Origin of the sequence: Woodsholea maritima DSM 17123 (genome assembly GCF_000382325.1) — a bacterium.
Classification (GTDB): Bacteria; Pseudomonadota; Alphaproteobacteria; order Caulobacterales; family Maricaulaceae; genus Woodsholea; species Woodsholea maritima.
On sequence record NZ_KB908056.1, the window covers coordinates 970,190 to 985,643 of the forward strand.

Here is a 15,454-nt window from a genome sequence, read left to right on the forward strand (position 1 = left end):
AGGGACATGCGATGAGCTCGCCTTTATGGATCCAGCATATTCATACCCGCTTTAGTGTGAACACACCTAAAGATGATCCCAATCTCACGCGCATGGCGTTGCCCTTTCCCAATGCGCGGATAACGACCAAGACGGCCAAGACCACAATCCTGCATCAGGCGGCCTTCTTTGAAGAGGATGATTTCACCTATCATACGGCCCTGCACCCAAAGGCTGATCCCAGCCAATGGCCGTATCTGGTGATCCGACGTCTGAAAGATACGTTGGAAATCCGCACCAATCGCACCGCGCAATTCATTCCCCCGCGCCCGCGCCTGAAAGACCATGTGGAGATTGTGCCGGAAGGGCAGTTTTTGCGCTTTATCATCAATACCAAAACCGATGATCCCAAGCATCGCGGCCAGGTCTTTGACCAGCACGTCTTTAACATCTTGCTCGACATTGCCCCGCCGCAGGACGATCAAAAGCCCGATGTCTTGATGGATGAGCGCGTCTCGCTCTTTGCTAAACGCTAAGCGGCTCACCGCGCAGTAAGGTGGGAAGATCGCCGGTCTCTCCCCCCGCGGTTCGGGCAAAAAAGCGCCGCGCCAGAGGGATTTGATCGACCATTTGCATGCCCAAACCCCGGCCCAAACGGATCAGGCTGTGATCATTGGAATAGAGCCGGGTGAAGAGATCGGTTCCCGCGACCAAAGCCAGCGAGTCTGTTTTGCGCCAACGCTCATACCGGCTCAAAACGGGTTGAGAGCCGAGATCAAGCCCGGTGCGCTTGGCCTCTACCAAAATGTCCGCCAGCGCTGCGCCATCACGCACGCCCAGATTAAAGCCCTGACCTGCGATGGGGTGAATGGCGCGCGCGGCATCGCCAACCAGCACCAGACGCTCATCAATGAAACGCTCAGCCAGTTTCAGGCCTAAGGGATAGCACCAGCGCGGGCTATCTAAGCTTACTTCACCCAGGAAATCACCAAAGCGGGCGCGCAGCGCCTCGTGAAACGGCTCTATATCCATGGTCTGCAAGGCTTCAGCCGCCTTGGTGCGTTCGGTCCACACCAGGCTGGAGCGATTACCCGGCAAGGGCAAAATCGCAAATGGCCCGCCGGGCATGAAATACTCATAAGCCACGCCCTGATGGGGCTGATCATGCTGGACCGCGCAGACCAGACCAGACTGGCCATAGCTCCAGCCCGTGGTGCGAATGCCCGCCTGATCCCGAAGGGTGGAGTATTTGCCATCACAGGCAATGATGACTTGGGCGCGCAGGACTTTCCCACTGGCCAGATGCAGATCTGCGTGCGAGGCATGCGCGTTCATGTGCAGCGCACGATCAGGCGCGAAGACGCTAAGCTTAGCCTCTTCACTGGCTTTGGCGAGCGCCATCCGGGTATGACGATTTTCCGCCATATAGCCCAAAGGCTCACCGTCATCTTTGGGGTGAATTTCACGCCGATCAAAATGCAGGCAGAAGGGACCAGGCCCGCCGGCTTTCACCCCATCTTCGGGGCGACCATCGACGACCAGAATATCTTCAATGCGCTGGGTGTGGGGTCGCAGATGCACCCCGGCTCCGACCGCATCCAGCATGCGAAATGACGTATAGGCCAGCGCAGAGGAGCGTCCGTCAAAAATCTCTTCCAGCTGGGTATCAATGGGTAGACCATCGGCCACGCCAACGCTGAGACCGGCTTTATGCAGCGCCAGGGCTAGGGTGAGGCCCGCTAAGCCCCCGCCCGCAATCACGACATCGCCTTCGAAATCAGGCTGGAGAGAGGTGTGTGTGCTCATGGGTGCATCATAGCTCAGCAAAGGGCGTCATGTCTTGGGGGTCAATGTGCGTTGGAACGTCGCGAGGACCTAAAGCTGTAGGGTCAAGGTGACGGGCGCATGATCGGAGGGTTTTTCCCAATCCCGGCATGTGTCCCAGATCTGATAGCCCTCACGCCCGCCTTTTAAGGCCGCATCGCGCAAAGGCTCACTGATCCAGATATGATCCAGGCGCCGGCCCCGGTTGGAGGCGCGGAAATCTTTGGAGCGATAGCTCCACCACGTATAGAGCTTTTCTGGTTCTGGGATCAGCGCGCGCGCGGCATCAATAAAGCCACCAGCTTTACGAATACGCTCCAAGCCTTCGGTTTCAATCGGCGTGTGAGAGACCACTTTTAAAAGTTGTTTATGCGACCAGACATCATGTTCATAGGGCGCAATGTTGAGATCACCCACCACCACCATTGGCGTGGGGTTTTTCGCACGATCGGTAAAATAGGCTTCCAAACGCTCCAGGAAATCCAGCTTATGGGCAAAGCGTGGATTAATCTCCGGGTCGGGTTCATCGCCGCCAGCGGGAATATAATAATTCTGGATCTCAATGCCTTTAATTTTCACGCTTTGCGCGCGCGCTTCAGCTTTTGAACAGACCTCGCCATTGGGAAGGGCTTCGATGGGATGGCGTGAAACGGTGGCGACGCCATGCATGCCCTTCTGGCCTGTGACATGGATATGGGTATAGCCCATTTCCGCAAAGGCTTTGACGGGGAATTCCTCGTTACGGCACTTAATTTCCTGCAGGCAGATCACATCGGGATCGGCCATTTTGGCAAAGTCTGCAACTTGCGGCGCACGCAGGCGCACCGAGTTAATATTCCAGGTTGCGATTTTCAGCGTGCTCATGGGCTCAGTCTCTTTATGCGTTAAAGGATATTGTAGGTGGATCCGGCAAGGCCGATGGGCCAGCGCCCGCGCATGAACAGCCGCCAGCGCGCCAGGAAGGGATGGGGTGGGGTATCGTCTTCACGCTCGGCCAGGATGACCAGCATGGCATTATGGGCGGCCTGGATCAGGCCCCCGGCGGCGGCATTGATCAGATGCTCATCATAGATGTCATCATAACTGGCCGCAGCCTCAGCCGCTTCACGCGCCAATTCACCGATTTTGGAGGAGAGATAGGTCGCCGCAGTGTGCAAGGCCTCTTCATCCAGGCGCTCTAAGACCGCTTCGATCAGGCCCGCGCGCAGCATTTCTTCTGCATCCCAGCTGATCGGATCATGGTCGAGCGCTTCGGCCGCATCTCCGGCTTCCTGCCAATCAGAAATCAGGGCGGGATCGGCATGGGGAAAGCCCAGACCGCTGACATAAGCTTCACCCAGGCTGCGCTCACGGGTATCCAAGGGTTCGCCCAAACGGGTGAAAAACGCGCTCTGTCCCAGGCCATCGGCAAAGGCGCGCGCTTTATACAGCAGCGGAATTTCTTCGAGCAGGCGGACAATCATGTCCTCGCCATCGCCGCTCTCATCTGGATCGTCATACATCATCATAGAGAGGCTTTTACCCCCTTTAGCACGAGGGGCCTAGACCAGCTGACAGGCGGGCATGCAATCATTGGCCAGCCTAGCTGCCAACCGTGATTATGCAAGGGTGGATATAAGCGCGCCCAGCAGATGGGGGACTATCTGCTGGGCGCTAAAGCCGCCTTCTTGGATTCGCGCAAGGTGCTGGGAGGGGATTGTTCCAGCACTGGCTCTTAAACTGGACGGTCTGCGGGGGGACGACACCGAACCAGAGCCTGTCGACGGCTTACCCGTGTATTTATGCCACAAGCTTTGGCGGGTCTCAAGAAGAAAAGAAAAAATATTTGATCGTTGTTAAAAAGTCACAACCGAATCGGCTTGACATATACAACCTATTTTATTCGCACAGTCTTTCAACTTCGCGTAAGGAGGCGGTAACCCCGCTGAGCGAGAAGGTGTAGGCCGTTGCTGTACCGCGCTGGGATACAGCTTCTACGCGCATATCAGACCCGCGCCGCATCGCGCTGACCAGGCGGTTTTCTTGCGCAGGTTCTTCGATGAAACTTTCATTTTCCGAGACGAACATCGCGAAACGATCCGAGCCAACGCGCACATTGGGTGGGCTATCGGGACGCAAAGTATAGCCGGCGAAGAAATTGGGTTGCTCTTTGGCGGAATTATTTTTCCAGGTCGAGACCAGGAAATAGACATCGCCATGTTCAACATTTCCGGGGCGCGCATCTGTGGGCCGGGTCAGGGCATAACAGACCATGGCGTCGCCTTCACCGCGGGTGAAGACCATCCAATCATTGAAATCCCCGCGAAATTGCGCCTCCTGGGCCTGGGCGCCGCACGAGAGCGCAAGCAGCAGGGAGCCCGCTGCGAGAAGACCAAGGGGTGAAAATTTCATGATGCGACCTCATTTTGGCTGTAACAGGCACATGCGTTGAGCATGTCGACAAGACCTAGGTTTAACCTTGTCTTCGCGGCAGTTTCAAGGCGTCAGAACGGGTAAATTTTTATCGCGTTAAGTGTGGGCTGAAGCCTATGAATGGGGCCTGAAAATCGGGCTTAGGTCAGATTTAGCCCCGGCTATGATGGGCTTTGAGCAGGGCTTTGCCATTCTCACCCAATTCGCGCAGATAATCCCAGGAATAAATGCCCGATGCATGGCCGTCATCAAAGCCCAGGCGAAGGGCATAGCGCCCGACGCGTTCAGCCTGCGTCACCACAACCTTCGCCTTATCCTTGAGCCATTTTTTTTGACCCGGCCCATGACCTTGAACCTCAGCCGAGGGGCTTTCCAGACGCAGAAGCTCGAAGGGAATGGTGAATCTCTCGCCATCATCAAAATCAATGACGAGGTGTTTTTTACGGCGATAAAAACTCAGGCGCGTGGGCCAGACTTGGGACATGCTTTAATCTTCCAATTCGCGGGCTTCTTCGGGCAGCATGATCGGCACGCCCTCGCGAATAGGATAGGCAAGCTTGGCCCCGCGGGAAATGAGTTCCTGTGACGCACGATCATAGTCCAGGGTTTCACGCGTCACCGGGCAGACCAGGACCTCTAATAATTTCGGGTCCAGATCTTTGGCAGCGGGTTTAGTAGTGGTTTCGTTCATGATTTATATTCCTCAGGCCCGCAGGCATCACTGGTATTGAGGCTTTCTTCCATCAGGCTTAACAGCGTAGCGACCCGTAAAGCCGGATCGGGCGCTTCTAACAAAGCCTGTTTATCTTCGGGGCGGAAGGGGGCCGACATCGCCACCTTGTCCGCGATGGTGGTCAGCGGCGCAGCCTCAACCGCATCCCAGTCGGTTTCTACGCGGTTGGCATCAAAAAACTCACGCAAAGTGGCCATGAAGTGCGCGCGATCAATCTCTGGCGTTAGAGCCATCGGCGCAATGTCATGGGTGAAGTCGTGATAATCGACCCGGGCCTGGCGATAGGGGGTCATCAAGAACATTTCTTCAATGATGCGAAAGCGGATCCCGCCCTGAAGGACGATCAGATAGCGCCCATCTTCACTTTCGGTGAAGGAAATGACCCGGCCTAAAGTGCCGATGGTTTCAAGATGTGGGGCATCGGCGCGTCCACCGGGTTTGGGTTGAATAATCCCCAGCGCGCCATCACCGTCCATGACATCATCGAGCATGTTGAGATAGCGCGGTTCAAACACATTGAGCGGCAACATCTCGCCCGGTAACAGGATGCAGCCTGAAATCGGGAACAGCGGCAGTACGCTCGAAGGGATAAAGGTTTCGCTCATGACCTTAAATCTAGCAAGGCCAAGGGCCCGCGCCTAGGGGCGGGCCGCACCTTCTGCCTAAGGTCTTTTCAGTGTTAAGAGAATAACAGCGAAGAGAGCTTGCGCCGGCCCTGTTTGGCGATCTCAGAGCTTGGACCGGCCGCATCAAACACTTTCAAAAGGAGGAGGCGAGCCTTGCCACCTTCCCATTCGCGATCCAGACTGATCGAGGTGAGTAAATGGTCGCTGGCTTTGGCTAAATCCCCTGCGGCGATATAGGCCCCGGCGAGATCATAGTGATGGCTTGCAGAGTTGGGATCGTCATCCACTGCGCTTTGCGCACTGGCAAGATCAGGCGCATCGGCGACTTCATCTTTCAAGCTTAAAGCGGCGAGCAGGCTGATCACGGCGGGATGTTTTTTCTGCGCTTCAGTGGCGCTGTCTAAAATCTGCTGGGCTTGATCATGATCACCATTGGCGAGATTGACTTTCACCATGCCAACAAAAGCCAGCGGATTTTCAGGATCGGCCTGTAAGACGGTGGCATAATCTTGTGCCGCACCGCCCAGATCGCCTTGAAGCAGGGCCTCATCTGCGCGCGCGATCAAAGCTTCAATGGCTTCTTGGTCCTGCTCACCGGTCAGGCGATTGATGAAATCCTTGATCTGGCTCTCAGGCAGAGCGCCCATGAAACCATCAACGGGCTGGCCATTTTGAAACGCAAAGACGGCCGGGATGGATTGCACGCGCAATTGCCCGGCGATCCCTGGATGTTCATCAATATTGATTTTGACCAGCTTGATCTTGCCTTGGGCGCCCAGCACGGCCTTTTCGATGATCGGGCCAAGCTGGCGGCATGGCCCGCACCAGGGGGCCCAGAAATCCACCAGAACCGGAACCTCTTTCGAAGGCTCGATCACATCTTGCATGAAATCCTGATCACTGCCGTCCTTGACCCAATCGCCTTGGGGGTTGGCTTGGGTGAGCGTAGGTTTGCTTTTATCGCCGAATAACATGGGACATCTCTCTTAAAGATCGAAGGGGCCGGACCATGGCCTTAGGTGGACGTTTTATAGCCGCGATGCAAGTCCAGGCGCGCATTGTGCCGCACGTCTCAAACCTGCGCATCCAGATCCAGCTGGGTGAAGTCTATCACTTCTGGCGTACGCCCCAAGGCCGTGATGAAGGTCAGAAGATCGTCTGGGGACATGGCGGTGGTGGCGTCATTTTTTAAGGGGTGGAAATTCACCCGCTCATACTTCATCAAAGCCGCATCCAGAATGAAGCGTACGCGATGGTTGGGATCATTGATGATGGCATAGGCGGTCACCGAGCCGGGGGTCACGCCCAAACACGCTTCGAGTAAATCCGCATTGCCAAAGGAAAGCCGTCCACACCCCAGCGCGCGGTGAAGGTGTTTCAGGGGGATCTCGCTGGATTGCAGGGCCGAGATCAAAAGAATATTGCCCTTTTTATCCTTCAAAAACAGATTTTTGGAATGCCCGCCGGGCATATCGACCTTGAGATGTTCGCCCTCTTCCACCGTGAAGATCGGGATATGATCATAGGTCGTATGGCGAAGACCTAAGTCATCAAAAAAGCCAAGCAGGGCTTCACGCGATACGGGCGGGGTGGGAAGGGCAGGGATCAGTGTGTTCATAAGACCCGCCTTAGCGTTAAAGCGGGGCTTGGATCAAGCGCGTTTTAAGCCGAATAGACCTTCGCCGGATCATAGAACATGTGCGATTGGAAACTGTGGGCGATGCGCTGGGCGCGCTCCAAGAAAAAGGCTTTGGTTTCTGGGTTGGGCGCAATATCGTCCAAAGTGGCTTCAAACAGGGCTAGCCATTGGGGGAAATGCTCGGGCCGAATGGTTTTGATCTTAACATGGGCGGGCATCGGCCGGCCGGAATATTCCCCGGTTTGTAACGCAATCGCCGCCCAAAACGTTTTCATAGTGTCTAAATGCGGGCCCCACTGATCGCCGATCACAGCATCAAAGATCGGGCCGAGTTCTTGATCGGCGCGGATGCGGGTATAAAAGTCATCCACCAGCTGGGCGATGAAGGCGTGGTCAATCCCCATCGCTTCACAGGCTTGGCGTTGGGCATGACGGGCCGCAAGGGCATGGGGATGGGTTGGCATACTGGCTCCTTGATAATCAGGGTCCCTTGTCATGATTTATGGGAAGGGCGATGGTGAAAAGCGATAGGCCAAGCTGTCGCAAGGGGGCTTTTCTGGCCTCTTCAGGATTAAAAACAAAGGCTTGCAGCTGTGACTGAAAAATCCTGCACCCCGGGTCTTGCCAAAGCGTGCTATTTGCGCGATATACCGCGCCTCTTCGGTGCCCAGCACCGCTACCCATATTGAGCGGGCGTAGCTCAGGGGTAGAGCGTCACCTTGCCAAGGTGAATGTCGTGAGTTCGAATCTCATCGCCCGCTCCATTTTCTCTTATATGTAAATTCAAGATGTTATCGCGCCACAAAGTGCTAGATGCGGTCCTGTTTAACAGCGCGCTCAGCGTTTCACGCTCGTCTTGGCTTAAACACGCTTCGATTTCCGCCTTTATCGCGGGCTTCTATAATGCCAAGGATGAAGCAAGCTTTGAGCAAAAGCGCCTTGAGCTGCGCGATAAATTCGTCCTGCGCATCAGCTATACGCAGCCGATGACGTAGAGCGGGGCAGGGGAACAATATTTTTAAGGGGCTGGGGTGTAAAATCGCGGCTCAAAAGTGAGCGCGCCCGCCCCGATGACGCCGCCCGCATCGCCCAATTCAGAGGCTATAAGGCGAGGTAGAGGCAAGACACCATTATCATGGGCGCAAAATCCCCCGTTTTCGATGCGTGAAATCAAACCATGGACCAAGGGAAGAGGCAGGCGACCGCCGATGATGATCGCTTCGGGATCAAAGGCCCGGGCCAAAACGCTCAGCATTGGCGTCAGTTGTGCGCTGGCCCGGTCTAACCACTTGATAAGGGCGGCATCACTTGTGGGATCAAGGGCTTTTAAGTCTTCGAAATCCTCTACCGGATACCCTTGGGCCTGCAAGGTGCGTAGTAGATCTGCACCTGATGGGCGCGGCGCGTTGAGATCGGGATAGGGCGCGCCAAACGCACCAGCATTCCCATGATGACCGCGAAAAAGACGCCCATTGATCACTAAGCCGCCGCCAATACCATGACCAATATGCAAGAATAAAAAACTTTTGAGGGTTTTGCCTGCCCCAAGAAGAGTTTCTCCCCAGGCAGCGCTGGTGCTGTCATTTTCGATACACACCGGGCGGTTTAAGGCTTCGCTCATGGCCAGCGTAAGGTCGACCCCGGCGAGATTGGGAAAATAAACGGCATTAATAATGCGACGATCTTCGATGAAATCACCGGGTACAGACAGGCCAATGCCGCACAGACGCTTTTTTGACACCCGCAACTTCGCCACGGCCATATCGCTAAAGGCTGAAATCGCTTCGCTGAGTGCTTTTGGGCTGGGCTGGGAGAGGGGGTGAGTTTGGCGCAATTTCAACTGACCCGCCCAGTCAATCAGGCCTATCTCAATATAGTTTTGGGTAAAAGTTGCCCCGATCGCATATGTCGCCTGCGGGCGTAGACGAATAAGGCGGGTCGGCTGTCCTTTGGCCCCTTGCAGCTGGGGTTCTTCCTCGATCAATTCTTTTGCAGCCAGCTCACGCGTGACATTGGTGGCATGGGCGCGCGTAATTCCCAAAGTCTGTGCAATGCCGGCACGCGTTAATCCGCCTTGGCGACGAATAGCGTCTAAGGCAAGGCGTTCATTCTCAGTAAGATCTTGAAAATTCATATATGACATCGAATGCAAGGACGGGCCGGGCGCAGGTTTTAAGCGTGTTCTTAACGCGCAATTTTAGTAAAGCAAGATAATTTAATACGATTAAATCATTTGATTTAATAAAACTGACGCATAAAAGCGCTATCTCCCACAGCCATCGGATGCGCTTGGCGTATCTCTTGACCTTTGGTCCAATGGGGGAAGTTATGAACCGGACTGTAATTATGGGCTCTGTAGCCCTAAGTGTACTGAGCCTTGCCATCGTCAGTGAGAGCCAGGCGCAGGCTCAAACCGAGGCCAATGTGGCCCCAGCCGACACGATCGTGGTGACGGGTGTGCGTTTGCAGAACCAGCGTGCCATGGAGCAAAAGCGCAATGCTGAGCGCATTGTTGATGTTATCACGGCCGATGATGTTGGCTCCTTGCCGGATTATTCAGTCGCTGAGGCTTTGACGCGCATTGCAGGCGTATCTGTTGAAGGGCGCAATGGCGATTCAGAATTTATCGTGGTGCGTGGTTTGCGCTCTGATTTCAATTATCTTTCAATTGATGGCGGTATTGTCCCTTCGACCCGTAATGGTGGCCGAGCAACCCAGACCAGCGTGATCCCATCTTATGTGATTAAAAGTACCGATGTGGTCAAAAGCTTTAGCGCCGATTTAGATGGCAATGCCATTGGTGGCCATGTGAATGTGACAACACGCAGTGCCTTTGACCAAGATGAGACCTATTTTGCCGCACGCGGAGCATTAGGGTATTTTGAAAATAATGATGGTCCTGTTGATCTGGATCAATCCGCCCGTGCGGATTTTGCCTATACTCAGCAATTTGGCTCTCAGGATCAATTTGGTCTTGTTTTATCTGCCAGTTATTTGATGCAGGATTATTATACGTTCTTACCGGGTGGTAATTGGACCGAAAATCAGTTTCAAAATGCTGATGGGTCTTTGGTGAAGTTGGTGGAAGACGCTGAAGCGGGGGCAATCCGCGTTCCTGCAGGAAACCAATTCTATCAGTATAAAAATACGATTGAGCGTTTAGGGGGGTTGGCCAAATTTGAGTGGGCTCCGCGCGAGAATATGTATCTGGCCTTGACCGCCTATCACTTTGAAGAAGACGATTCAGAAGATCGTTGGGCGACCTCAGTCTATCATGACTTCAAACACTTAGATGAGGTCAATGCCACATCTGGCCATGTCACTCAAGGTAAGCTTTATCAAGCTTATTTTGACCAGGGCGATACCAATACCCTCAATAGCGTGTCTTTGACCGGTCATTGGGCGCCGGACAATATTGGTGAGTTCGACCTGATGGTCGTTAAAGCGCATGGCAAGCGTGAAAATCCGTTTAAGGAATACCGCTTCTACGCGACGCAAAATGATTTGGCGTTCTCTTATGATACAACGGGACAATACACGGTTGTAAAATTTGATAATCCAGACGCCTTCACCAATGCAGGACGGTCTTTTGGGTTCAACAACCATCGCAATCGTTTGGATGTGAATGAACAGGATTCATTCCAAGCGCGGTTTGATTTCTCGCGCCATATGGATCAGCCTGGCTTTGGCTTTAAAACGGGTTTGAGTTATCGCACTGATACGCGAACCCAAGATCAGCCTTTCGAGCATGAATACCGCTTGAAGCGGGGTGCACCCAGCTTCACAACTGAGCCATTCTTAAGCGGGTATAGCGCGCGTTCGCAACCTGATCTCTATTCAGGCCTGGCTGTGTCCTATCTCGATCCGAATAGTTTTTTTGAGTATTTCAAAAATAATCAAGATGACTTTGAAGATCGTAAAGACCAAAGCGTTGAATCTTTGAGTTCTCAGTATGAGATCCGCGAGGATATTAGCGCGGGTTATGTGATGGGGCGCTATGAAACGGACTCATTAATCCTTTCTGCAGGCGTGCGTTACGAGGAAACCGAGCTTGAGTCAGCCGGTTACCGTAAAGTTGATGGGGATTATGTTTGGGTCATTGAAGCGGCGAGCTATGGCAAATGGTTGCCATCTGCCCATGCGATTTGGGACTTAAATGAAAACTTCCGCCTGCGTGCTGCGTATAGCCGGAGTTTAGGGCGCGCAGAATATGGGGACTTGGATGTCTTGGGAAGTCAAACCCAAGATGACGCTCAGCAAACCATCTCCATCAGTTCAGGTAATCCACGTCTGTTGCCTCGGATTTCTGATAACTTTGATATTTCAGCTGAGTATTACTTCCCTACCATTGATGGCATGGTGTCAGTAGGGCTGTTCCACAAAGACATCGCCAATGAGATTTTCTCTCGCAAAACTCAGTCAGAGCGCGAAATTGGCGGCGTGACTTACACAGTAACGCAAACGCGTCCGGCCAATGCTAATTCGGCAGAGGTCAAGGGTATTGAATTGGGCTTGTTTTTAAACTCATTCGATTTCATCAATCCGGTTTTAGAAGATGTTGGTATGCATTTGAATTATGCGCATATCGAAAGCCAGTTTGATATTGAGATGAATGATGACAGCTTGCGCACGCTTTACGGTTTGAACCGTCAGCCGCGTAACATCCTCAATGCATCGGTATTCTGGACCCCAGGCGATTTCGAGTTCAAGGCGGCCTATCGCTATACCGACAAGAATTTGATTTCTACTAATGCCTCCTCGCCAACCTATGATGAATTTATCGGCGAGCGTGAAAGTGTGGATGTGCAAGCGCGCTATCGCTTGGGCGCGCAATGGAAAGTCTTCTTGGATCTGCGTAATGTGACCAATGATGGCACCCCGCGCGATCTGTCTTATGGCGTGACCACATGGTCACGTAACTATGGTCGTTCAGCCTGGTTGGGCATGACCTATAAATACTAAGTAGAGACACGATAGCGCCCCTGAACGCTCAGGGGCGCTATTTGACTTTTAGGCCCTTGTGGGCAAATGGGACGTATAAAATGAAAAGCTTGGACAAGATTCTATCTCAGGCCAGACAAGGGCTCAGGGCGGTGATGGCAATGGGTTTGGCCTTGGGGGCCGGGGTCGCAGCATCCGCTCAAACAGGCGATGGGGCCGATCTGATCGCGCGCTTTGCTGAGACCGATCGCGGCGATGTGTTTGTTGTTGCCCATCGTGGATGTTGGTCAGCAGCACCAGAAAACAGCGTGGCAGCTATTGAAGCGTGCGCGCGTATAGGCGTGCGCGCGGTTGAAATTGATGTCCAAATGACCCGTGACGGGCATTTGATTGTGTTCCATGACAGCACGTTGAAGCGTATGACAAATGGCTGGGGCTATATCGCCGACCATACATTAGAAGAGTTACGCGCCCTTCGTCTTTATGAGCGTGATGGATCACCGACCCAGCAATATAACCGCCCCTTCCTGACCGATATGACGATCTCGACGCTGGAAGACGTGCTGGAGGCGGCACGCGGTCACGTCATGATCAATCTGGAAATTAAAACCAACCATGGTGCCAATTTCGAAACCACATTTAACCGCGCTGTTGAAGTGGCCCAGGCCATGGATATGGCCGATCAGGTGTTTTGGAAAATTCCACCGGCTGTACGCGGGGTTTCACAAACCGATATCCCAGCCGATCAAAAATATCAGGCTTTGAAGACTGAAGGTTTGCGCTTTGTGACGCCGATTATTTGGCAGGCCCAAAGATCATTTGAGGATCAGATCGCTGATTTTAACGATGATCGCGTGCATAGCTTTGAAATTGTTGCCCATGACTTGGACTATTGGCCCTTGGGGGCGGATGGCCGCATCGAGGGGGCTGATCAATATCGCTACATGATCGTTGGGGTTTTACCGCGCTGGGGTGCAGGTTTATCCGATGAAATGGCCATGGCCGACCCGGATGCGATTTGGGGGCGGATGGTTGATATGGGGGCTGATCTGATTATGACCGATCGCCCTGAACAATTGGTCAGCTATCTGCAATCGCGTGGATTGCGGCCTTAAGTCCTTCAATAATCGACCTATTGAAGACGCAATCTTTGCCCCGGCCTTTGGTCGGGGTTTTTTTTATCAAGACAGAAGGGGTAATATATTTGTATGCGCAAACAAATTTATTGACTCCAGGCTTAGCGACATTATATGCATGCACATGCAATTAATGAGGTGCCCATGGCTGAGATCAAAATTTATTCTGACTTTGTCTGTCCCTATTGCCTGCTGGCCGAACATGTTGTCAGCGAAGCAATTGGGGAACGTGACATAAAAATTCGCTGGCACGCGTTTGAGCTACGCCCCGAACCTGTGCCCACTTTACGCCCTGAAGATCCCTATCTTCCCACCATATGGGCGCGTTCAGTTTACCCTTTGGCCGATCGCTTGGGTGTTCCTATCCAATTGCCGTCCATCTCCCCCCAACCGCGCACAGCCAAGGCCTTTGAAGTCCTGGTGATGGCTGAGGATCAGGGCCTGGCCCATGCCTTTGCCCTGCGGGTGATGCGCGCCTTTTTTCAAGAGGATCAAGATATCGGCGATGTCGAGATTTTAGCCTCGCTGGGCGATGAGGTCGGGCTTAACGGCGAAGACATTCGCGCGGCCCTGAGCGATGGGCGTTATCGCGCGCGCCATCGCGAGGCCCTTCGCCATGCTAAAGACGATATGGCCATTACATCTGTTCCCACTTTGGTCATTGGCCCGCATGTCTTTCGCGGCACCCCGCCCTTAGACGCTTTAAAGGCCGCGCTCGATGAGCTGGTCGCACAACCCCAAACCCCTGTCATCACAGCTGTTTCATAAAGGAAAACCCCCATGCATTGGTTCTATCTGGCCATCGCCGTCATCTTTGAAATTGCCGTTGCCATTTCTGCAGGTAAAGCCAAAGGCTTTACGAATATTCCCTGGACCATCGCGACCCTGATCAGCGGCGCGATTGCCACCTTCTTTCTCAGCCTGGCCTTGCTGACCTTTGATGTCGGGATTGGCTATGCGCTGTGGACCTCAATTGCGGGTGTCGGGATCGTCATTCTGGGCGCGCTGTTCTTTGGAGAGCGTTTGGAGTGGAAAAAAATGATCGGGATCGCCCTGGTCATTGGCGGTGTTGTGGGCCTGCGTCTCAGCGGTGCGGCTTAACAGTGGTCCTAATCTAATATCATGAACATAAAAGGAAATATGATGTCTACTCAAGGTGAGACGACCCCTTCGACTACGCGCGCCTGGCTTATGCTCTTGCTCGCGGGCGCGTTTGAAATTGGCTATGCGCTGAGCGTGGATGGCAGCGAAGCTTTCACGGTGCTCAGCTGGTCTATCTCGGCGCTGATCTTCTTCCTTCTGACGCTTTATTGTCTCAGCGTGGCGCTGAAAACCATTGATGTTGGCATTGGGTATGCGGTGTGGGCCGGGATTGGCGCGGTGGGCGCGGCCAGTTTTGGCAGTGTGCTGCTCGATCAGCCTCTTACCCTGGTTCAAGCGAGCTGGTTGGCGGTGATCATCTTGGGTGTTGTTTGGCTGAAACTGGCTGACAGCATCAAATGGCCTGGCTCCAAGCCGGTTATTGCCTAGGCCCTTTTTAGGATGGCTTTGGGTGGCGTAAGAGCCGTTATGGCCCGTGATCCAAAGCCATTTCCTCTCCCTCTTAAATAAAGGACACAGCATGTCACAATGCGTTGACCATCACCTGCGCCAGATGATGGCAGAGACCCTTCATTATTGCCGTGATCATGTGAAAAACGGGGGTATCCCGTTCAGTGCTTATATCTTGAATGACGCCGGTGATATTTTGGGCCGCGGGGTAAATCGCGTGCGCGAGCATCATGACCCCACCGCCCATGCAGAGGTCGACGCCATCCGTGATGCGTGCTTTCAACAGGGCGTCCCCTATCTCACTGGTGCGATATTATTGGCCTCGGGTGAGCCCTGCGCGATGTGTTATATGAGTGCGCTTTATGCTGGGGTATCGCGGATTTATTATGCGGTTGATCGCGATGAAGCCGCCGCCCATGGGTTTGATTATCGCGGCGGATATGATCTGTTCGCGAACGATCCGACCCATTGGCGCGCACCACGGGTTGAAAAACTGGTTGTCGACGGCGCGCTTGAACCCTTTCAGGATTTTCATCGTGTTCGGATGCCCTCTCGTTAGGCTTGGGCCTTGCTCACCCGCTTGCATGGGCATACATATATCAAATTCAGAGGT

19 protein-coding genes and 1 tRNA gene are annotated in these 15,454 nt (G+C 53.6%); 9 read left to right on the plus strand and 11 right to left on the minus strand.

Annotated features, from left to right (window positions below; all coding sequences use genetic code 11):
• Positions 1-11: 11 nt before the first annotated feature.
• Positions 12-515, plus strand: a complete 504-nt coding sequence (locus H151_RS0104595) for a hypothetical protein (RefSeq protein ID WP_019960468.1) — start codon at positions 12-14, stop codon at positions 513-515.
• On the opposite strand, the gene H151_RS0104600 is transcribed toward H151_RS0104595, so the two are convergent.
• From H151_RS0104600 to H151_RS0104645, 10 genes are all read right to left on the minus strand, one after another.
• Positions 505-1,785 (minus strand): UbiH/UbiF/VisC/COQ6 family ubiquinone biosynthesis hydroxylase, encoded by a 1,281-nt coding sequence (locus H151_RS0104600; RefSeq protein WP_019960469.1) that lies wholly within the window; start codon positions 1,783-1,785, stop codon positions 505-507. The two genes, H151_RS0104595 and H151_RS0104600, sit on opposite strands and share 11 nt — an antisense overlap.
• Positions 1,786-1,854: 69 nt before the next feature.
• Positions 1,855-2,667 (minus strand): exodeoxyribonuclease III, encoded by an 813-nt coding sequence (xth, locus tag H151_RS0104605; protein ID WP_019960470.1) that lies wholly within the window; start codon positions 2,665-2,667, stop codon positions 1,855-1,857.
• 20 nt (positions 2,668-2,687) lie between these two features.
• Positions 2,688-3,311, minus strand: coding sequence for a hypothetical protein (locus H151_RS0104610; protein ID WP_019960471.1), 624 nt, complete (start codon positions 3,309-3,311; stop codon positions 2,688-2,690).
• 370 nt (positions 3,312-3,681) lie between these two features.
• Positions 3,682-4,194 (minus strand): invasion associated locus B family protein, encoded by a 513-nt coding sequence (locus tag H151_RS0104615; RefSeq protein ID WP_019960472.1) that lies wholly within the window; start codon positions 4,192-4,194, stop codon positions 3,682-3,684.
• Between the two features lie 172 nt (positions 4,195-4,366).
• Entirely contained in the window at positions 4,367-4,699 is a 333-nt protein-coding gene (locus H151_RS0104620) for a gamma-butyrobetaine hydroxylase-like domain-containing protein (RefSeq protein ID WP_019960473.1), read from the minus strand.
• A gap of 3 nt (positions 4,700-4,702) precedes the next feature.
• Positions 4,703-4,906: a Trm112 family protein gene (locus tag H151_RS0104625; RefSeq protein WP_019960474.1), complete on the minus strand. Its 204-nt coding sequence runs from the start codon at positions 4,904-4,906 to the stop codon at positions 4,703-4,705.
• Positions 4,903-5,553: an LON peptidase substrate-binding domain-containing protein gene (locus H151_RS0104630; RefSeq protein ID WP_019960475.1), complete on the minus strand. Its 651-nt coding sequence runs from the start codon at positions 5,551-5,553 to the stop codon at positions 4,903-4,905. The genes H151_RS0104625 and H151_RS0104630 overlap by 4 nt, the downstream gene beginning before the upstream one ends.
• Before the next feature lie 74 nt (positions 5,554-5,627).
• Complete coding sequence (gene trxA, locus H151_RS0104635) at positions 5,628-6,548, minus strand: thioredoxin (protein WP_019960476.1); 921 nt, start codon at positions 6,546-6,548, stop codon at positions 5,628-5,630.
• Positions 6,549-6,646: 98 nt separating this feature from the next.
• On the minus strand, positions 6,647-7,192 hold the full coding sequence (locus H151_RS0104640; protein WP_019960477.1) for a prolyl-tRNA synthetase associated domain-containing protein: 546 nt from the start codon (positions 7,190-7,192) through the stop codon (positions 6,647-6,649).
• Between the two features lie 44 nt (positions 7,193-7,236).
• On the minus strand, positions 7,237-7,677 hold the full coding sequence (locus H151_RS0104645; protein ID WP_019960478.1) for a group III truncated hemoglobin: 441 nt from the start codon (positions 7,675-7,677) through the stop codon (positions 7,237-7,239).
• A 225-nt stretch (positions 7,678-7,902) separates the two neighbouring features.
• On the opposite strand from H151_RS0104645, the gene H151_RS0104650 reads away from it, so the two are divergent.
• Both H151_RS0104650 and H151_RS0104655 read left to right on the plus strand, forming a co-directional pair.
• A tRNA-Gly gene (locus tag H151_RS0104650) sits at positions 7,903-7,977 on the plus strand.
• Positions 7,978-8,001: 24 nt separating this feature from the next.
• The gene (locus tag H151_RS0104655; RefSeq protein WP_019960479.1) at positions 8,002-8,208 is read left to right on the plus strand and encodes a hypothetical protein; all 207 of its coding nucleotides are present in this window, start codon (positions 8,002-8,004) and stop codon (positions 8,206-8,208) included.
• A gap of 23 nt (positions 8,209-8,231) precedes the next feature.
• Here the strand turns inward: H151_RS0104655 and H151_RS16855 are convergent, their stop codons facing one another.
• On the minus strand, positions 8,232-9,347 hold the full coding sequence (locus H151_RS16855) for an ROK family transcriptional regulator (protein ID WP_169336704.1): 1,116 nt from the start codon (positions 9,345-9,347) through the stop codon (positions 8,232-8,234).
• A 194-nt stretch (positions 9,348-9,541) separates the two neighbouring features.
• Here H151_RS16855 and H151_RS0104665 point away from each other — a divergent pair, with 194 nt between their 5' ends.
• The 6 genes from H151_RS0104665 to H151_RS0104690 all read left to right on the plus strand — a co-directional run bounded on the left by H151_RS0104665 (position 9,542) and on the right by H151_RS0104690 (position 15,400).
• Complete coding sequence (locus H151_RS0104665) at positions 9,542-12,175, plus strand: TonB-dependent receptor (protein ID WP_169336705.1); 2,634 nt, start codon at positions 9,542-9,544, stop codon at positions 12,173-12,175.
• A gap of 134 nt (positions 12,176-12,309) precedes the next feature.
• Positions 12,310-13,269, plus strand: coding sequence for a glycerophosphodiester phosphodiesterase family protein (locus H151_RS0104670; RefSeq protein ID WP_169336706.1), 960 nt, complete (start codon positions 12,310-12,312; stop codon positions 13,267-13,269).
• Positions 13,270-13,434: 165 nt separating this feature from the next.
• Positions 13,435-14,058, plus strand: a complete 624-nt coding sequence (locus H151_RS0104675; RefSeq protein ID WP_156823361.1) for a DsbA family oxidoreductase — start codon at positions 13,435-13,437, stop codon at positions 14,056-14,058.
• Between the two features lie 12 nt (positions 14,059-14,070).
• Positions 14,071-14,391 (plus strand): DMT family transporter, encoded by a 321-nt coding sequence (locus tag H151_RS0104680; RefSeq protein WP_019960484.1) that lies wholly within the window; start codon positions 14,071-14,073, stop codon positions 14,389-14,391.
• Between the two features lie 42 nt (positions 14,392-14,433).
• Positions 14,434-14,820 carry a DMT family transporter gene (locus H151_RS0104685; protein ID WP_019960485.1) on the plus strand — a complete coding sequence of 129 codons (387 nt, stop codon included), beginning with the start codon at positions 14,434-14,436 and terminating at the stop codon, positions 14,818-14,820.
• 91 nt (positions 14,821-14,911) lie between these two features.
• Positions 14,912-15,400 carry a nucleoside deaminase gene (locus tag H151_RS0104690; protein ID WP_019960486.1) on the plus strand — a complete coding sequence of 163 codons (489 nt, stop codon included), beginning with the start codon at positions 14,912-14,914 and terminating at the stop codon, positions 15,398-15,400.
• Positions 15,401-15,454 lie beyond the last annotated feature (54 nt).

Bases quoted from the DNA above. Each gene is read 5' to 3' on its own strand.
- H151_RS0104620 (WP_019960473.1), bottom strand. From the start codon at position 4,699: ATGTCCCAAGTCTGGCCCACGCGCCTGAGTTTTTATCGCCGTAAAAAA.
- H151_RS0104640 (WP_019960477.1), bottom strand. From the start codon at position 7,192: ATGAACACACTGATCCCTGCCCTTCCCACCCCGCCCGTATCGCGTGAA.
- H151_RS0104685 (WP_019960485.1), top strand. From the start codon at position 14,434: ATGTCTACTCAAGGTGAGACGACCCCTTCGACTACGCGCGCCTGGCTT.
- H151_RS0104690 (WP_019960486.1), top strand. From the start codon at position 14,912: ATGTCACAATGCGTTGACCATCACCTGCGCCAGATGATGGCAGAGACC.
- H151_RS0104630 (WP_019960475.1), bottom strand. From the start codon at position 5,553: ATGAGCGAAACCTTTATCCCTTCGAGCGTACTGCCGCTGTTCCCGATT.
- H151_RS16855 (WP_169336704.1), bottom strand. From the start codon at position 9,347: ATGAATTTTCAAGATCTTACTGAGAATGAACGCCTTGCCTTAGACGCT.
- H151_RS0104600 (WP_019960469.1), bottom strand. From the start codon at position 1,785: ATGAGCACACACACCTCTCTCCAGCCTGATTTCGAAGGCGATGTCGTG.
- H151_RS0104655 (WP_019960479.1), top strand. From the start codon at position 8,002: ATGTTATCGCGCCACAAAGTGCTAGATGCGGTCCTGTTTAACAGCGCG.
- H151_RS0104675 (WP_156823361.1), top strand. From the start codon at position 13,435: ATGGCTGAGATCAAAATTTATTCTGACTTTGTCTGTCCCTATTGCCTG.
- H151_RS0104625 (WP_019960474.1), bottom strand. From the start codon at position 4,906: ATGAACGAAACCACTACTAAACCCGCTGCCAAAGATCTGGACCCGAAA.
- H151_RS0104645 (WP_019960478.1), bottom strand. From the start codon at position 7,677: ATGCCAACCCATCCCCATGCCCTTGCGGCCCGTCATGCCCAACGCCAA.
- H151_RS0104680 (WP_019960484.1), top strand. From the start codon at position 14,071: ATGCATTGGTTCTATCTGGCCATCGCCGTCATCTTTGAAATTGCCGTT.
- H151_RS0104615 (WP_019960472.1), bottom strand. From the start codon at position 4,194: ATGAAATTTTCACCCCTTGGTCTTCTCGCAGCGGGCTCCCTGCTGCTT.
- trxA (WP_019960476.1), bottom strand. From the start codon at position 6,548: ATGTTATTCGGCGATAAAAGCAAACCTACGCTCACCCAAGCCAACCCC.
- H151_RS0104610 (WP_019960471.1), bottom strand. From the start codon at position 3,311: ATGATGATGTATGACGATCCAGATGAGAGCGGCGATGGCGAGGACATG.
- H151_RS0104670 (WP_169336706.1), top strand. From the start codon at position 12,310: ATGGCAATGGGTTTGGCCTTGGGGGCCGGGGTCGCAGCATCCGCTCAA.
- H151_RS0104665 (WP_169336705.1), top strand. From the start codon at position 9,542: ATGAACCGGACTGTAATTATGGGCTCTGTAGCCCTAAGTGTACTGAGC.
- H151_RS0104595 (WP_019960468.1), top strand. From the start codon at position 12: ATGAGCTCGCCTTTATGGATCCAGCATATTCATACCCGCTTTAGTGTG.
- xth (WP_019960470.1), bottom strand. From the start codon at position 2,667: ATGAGCACGCTGAAAATCGCAACCTGGAATATTAACTCGGTGCGCCTG.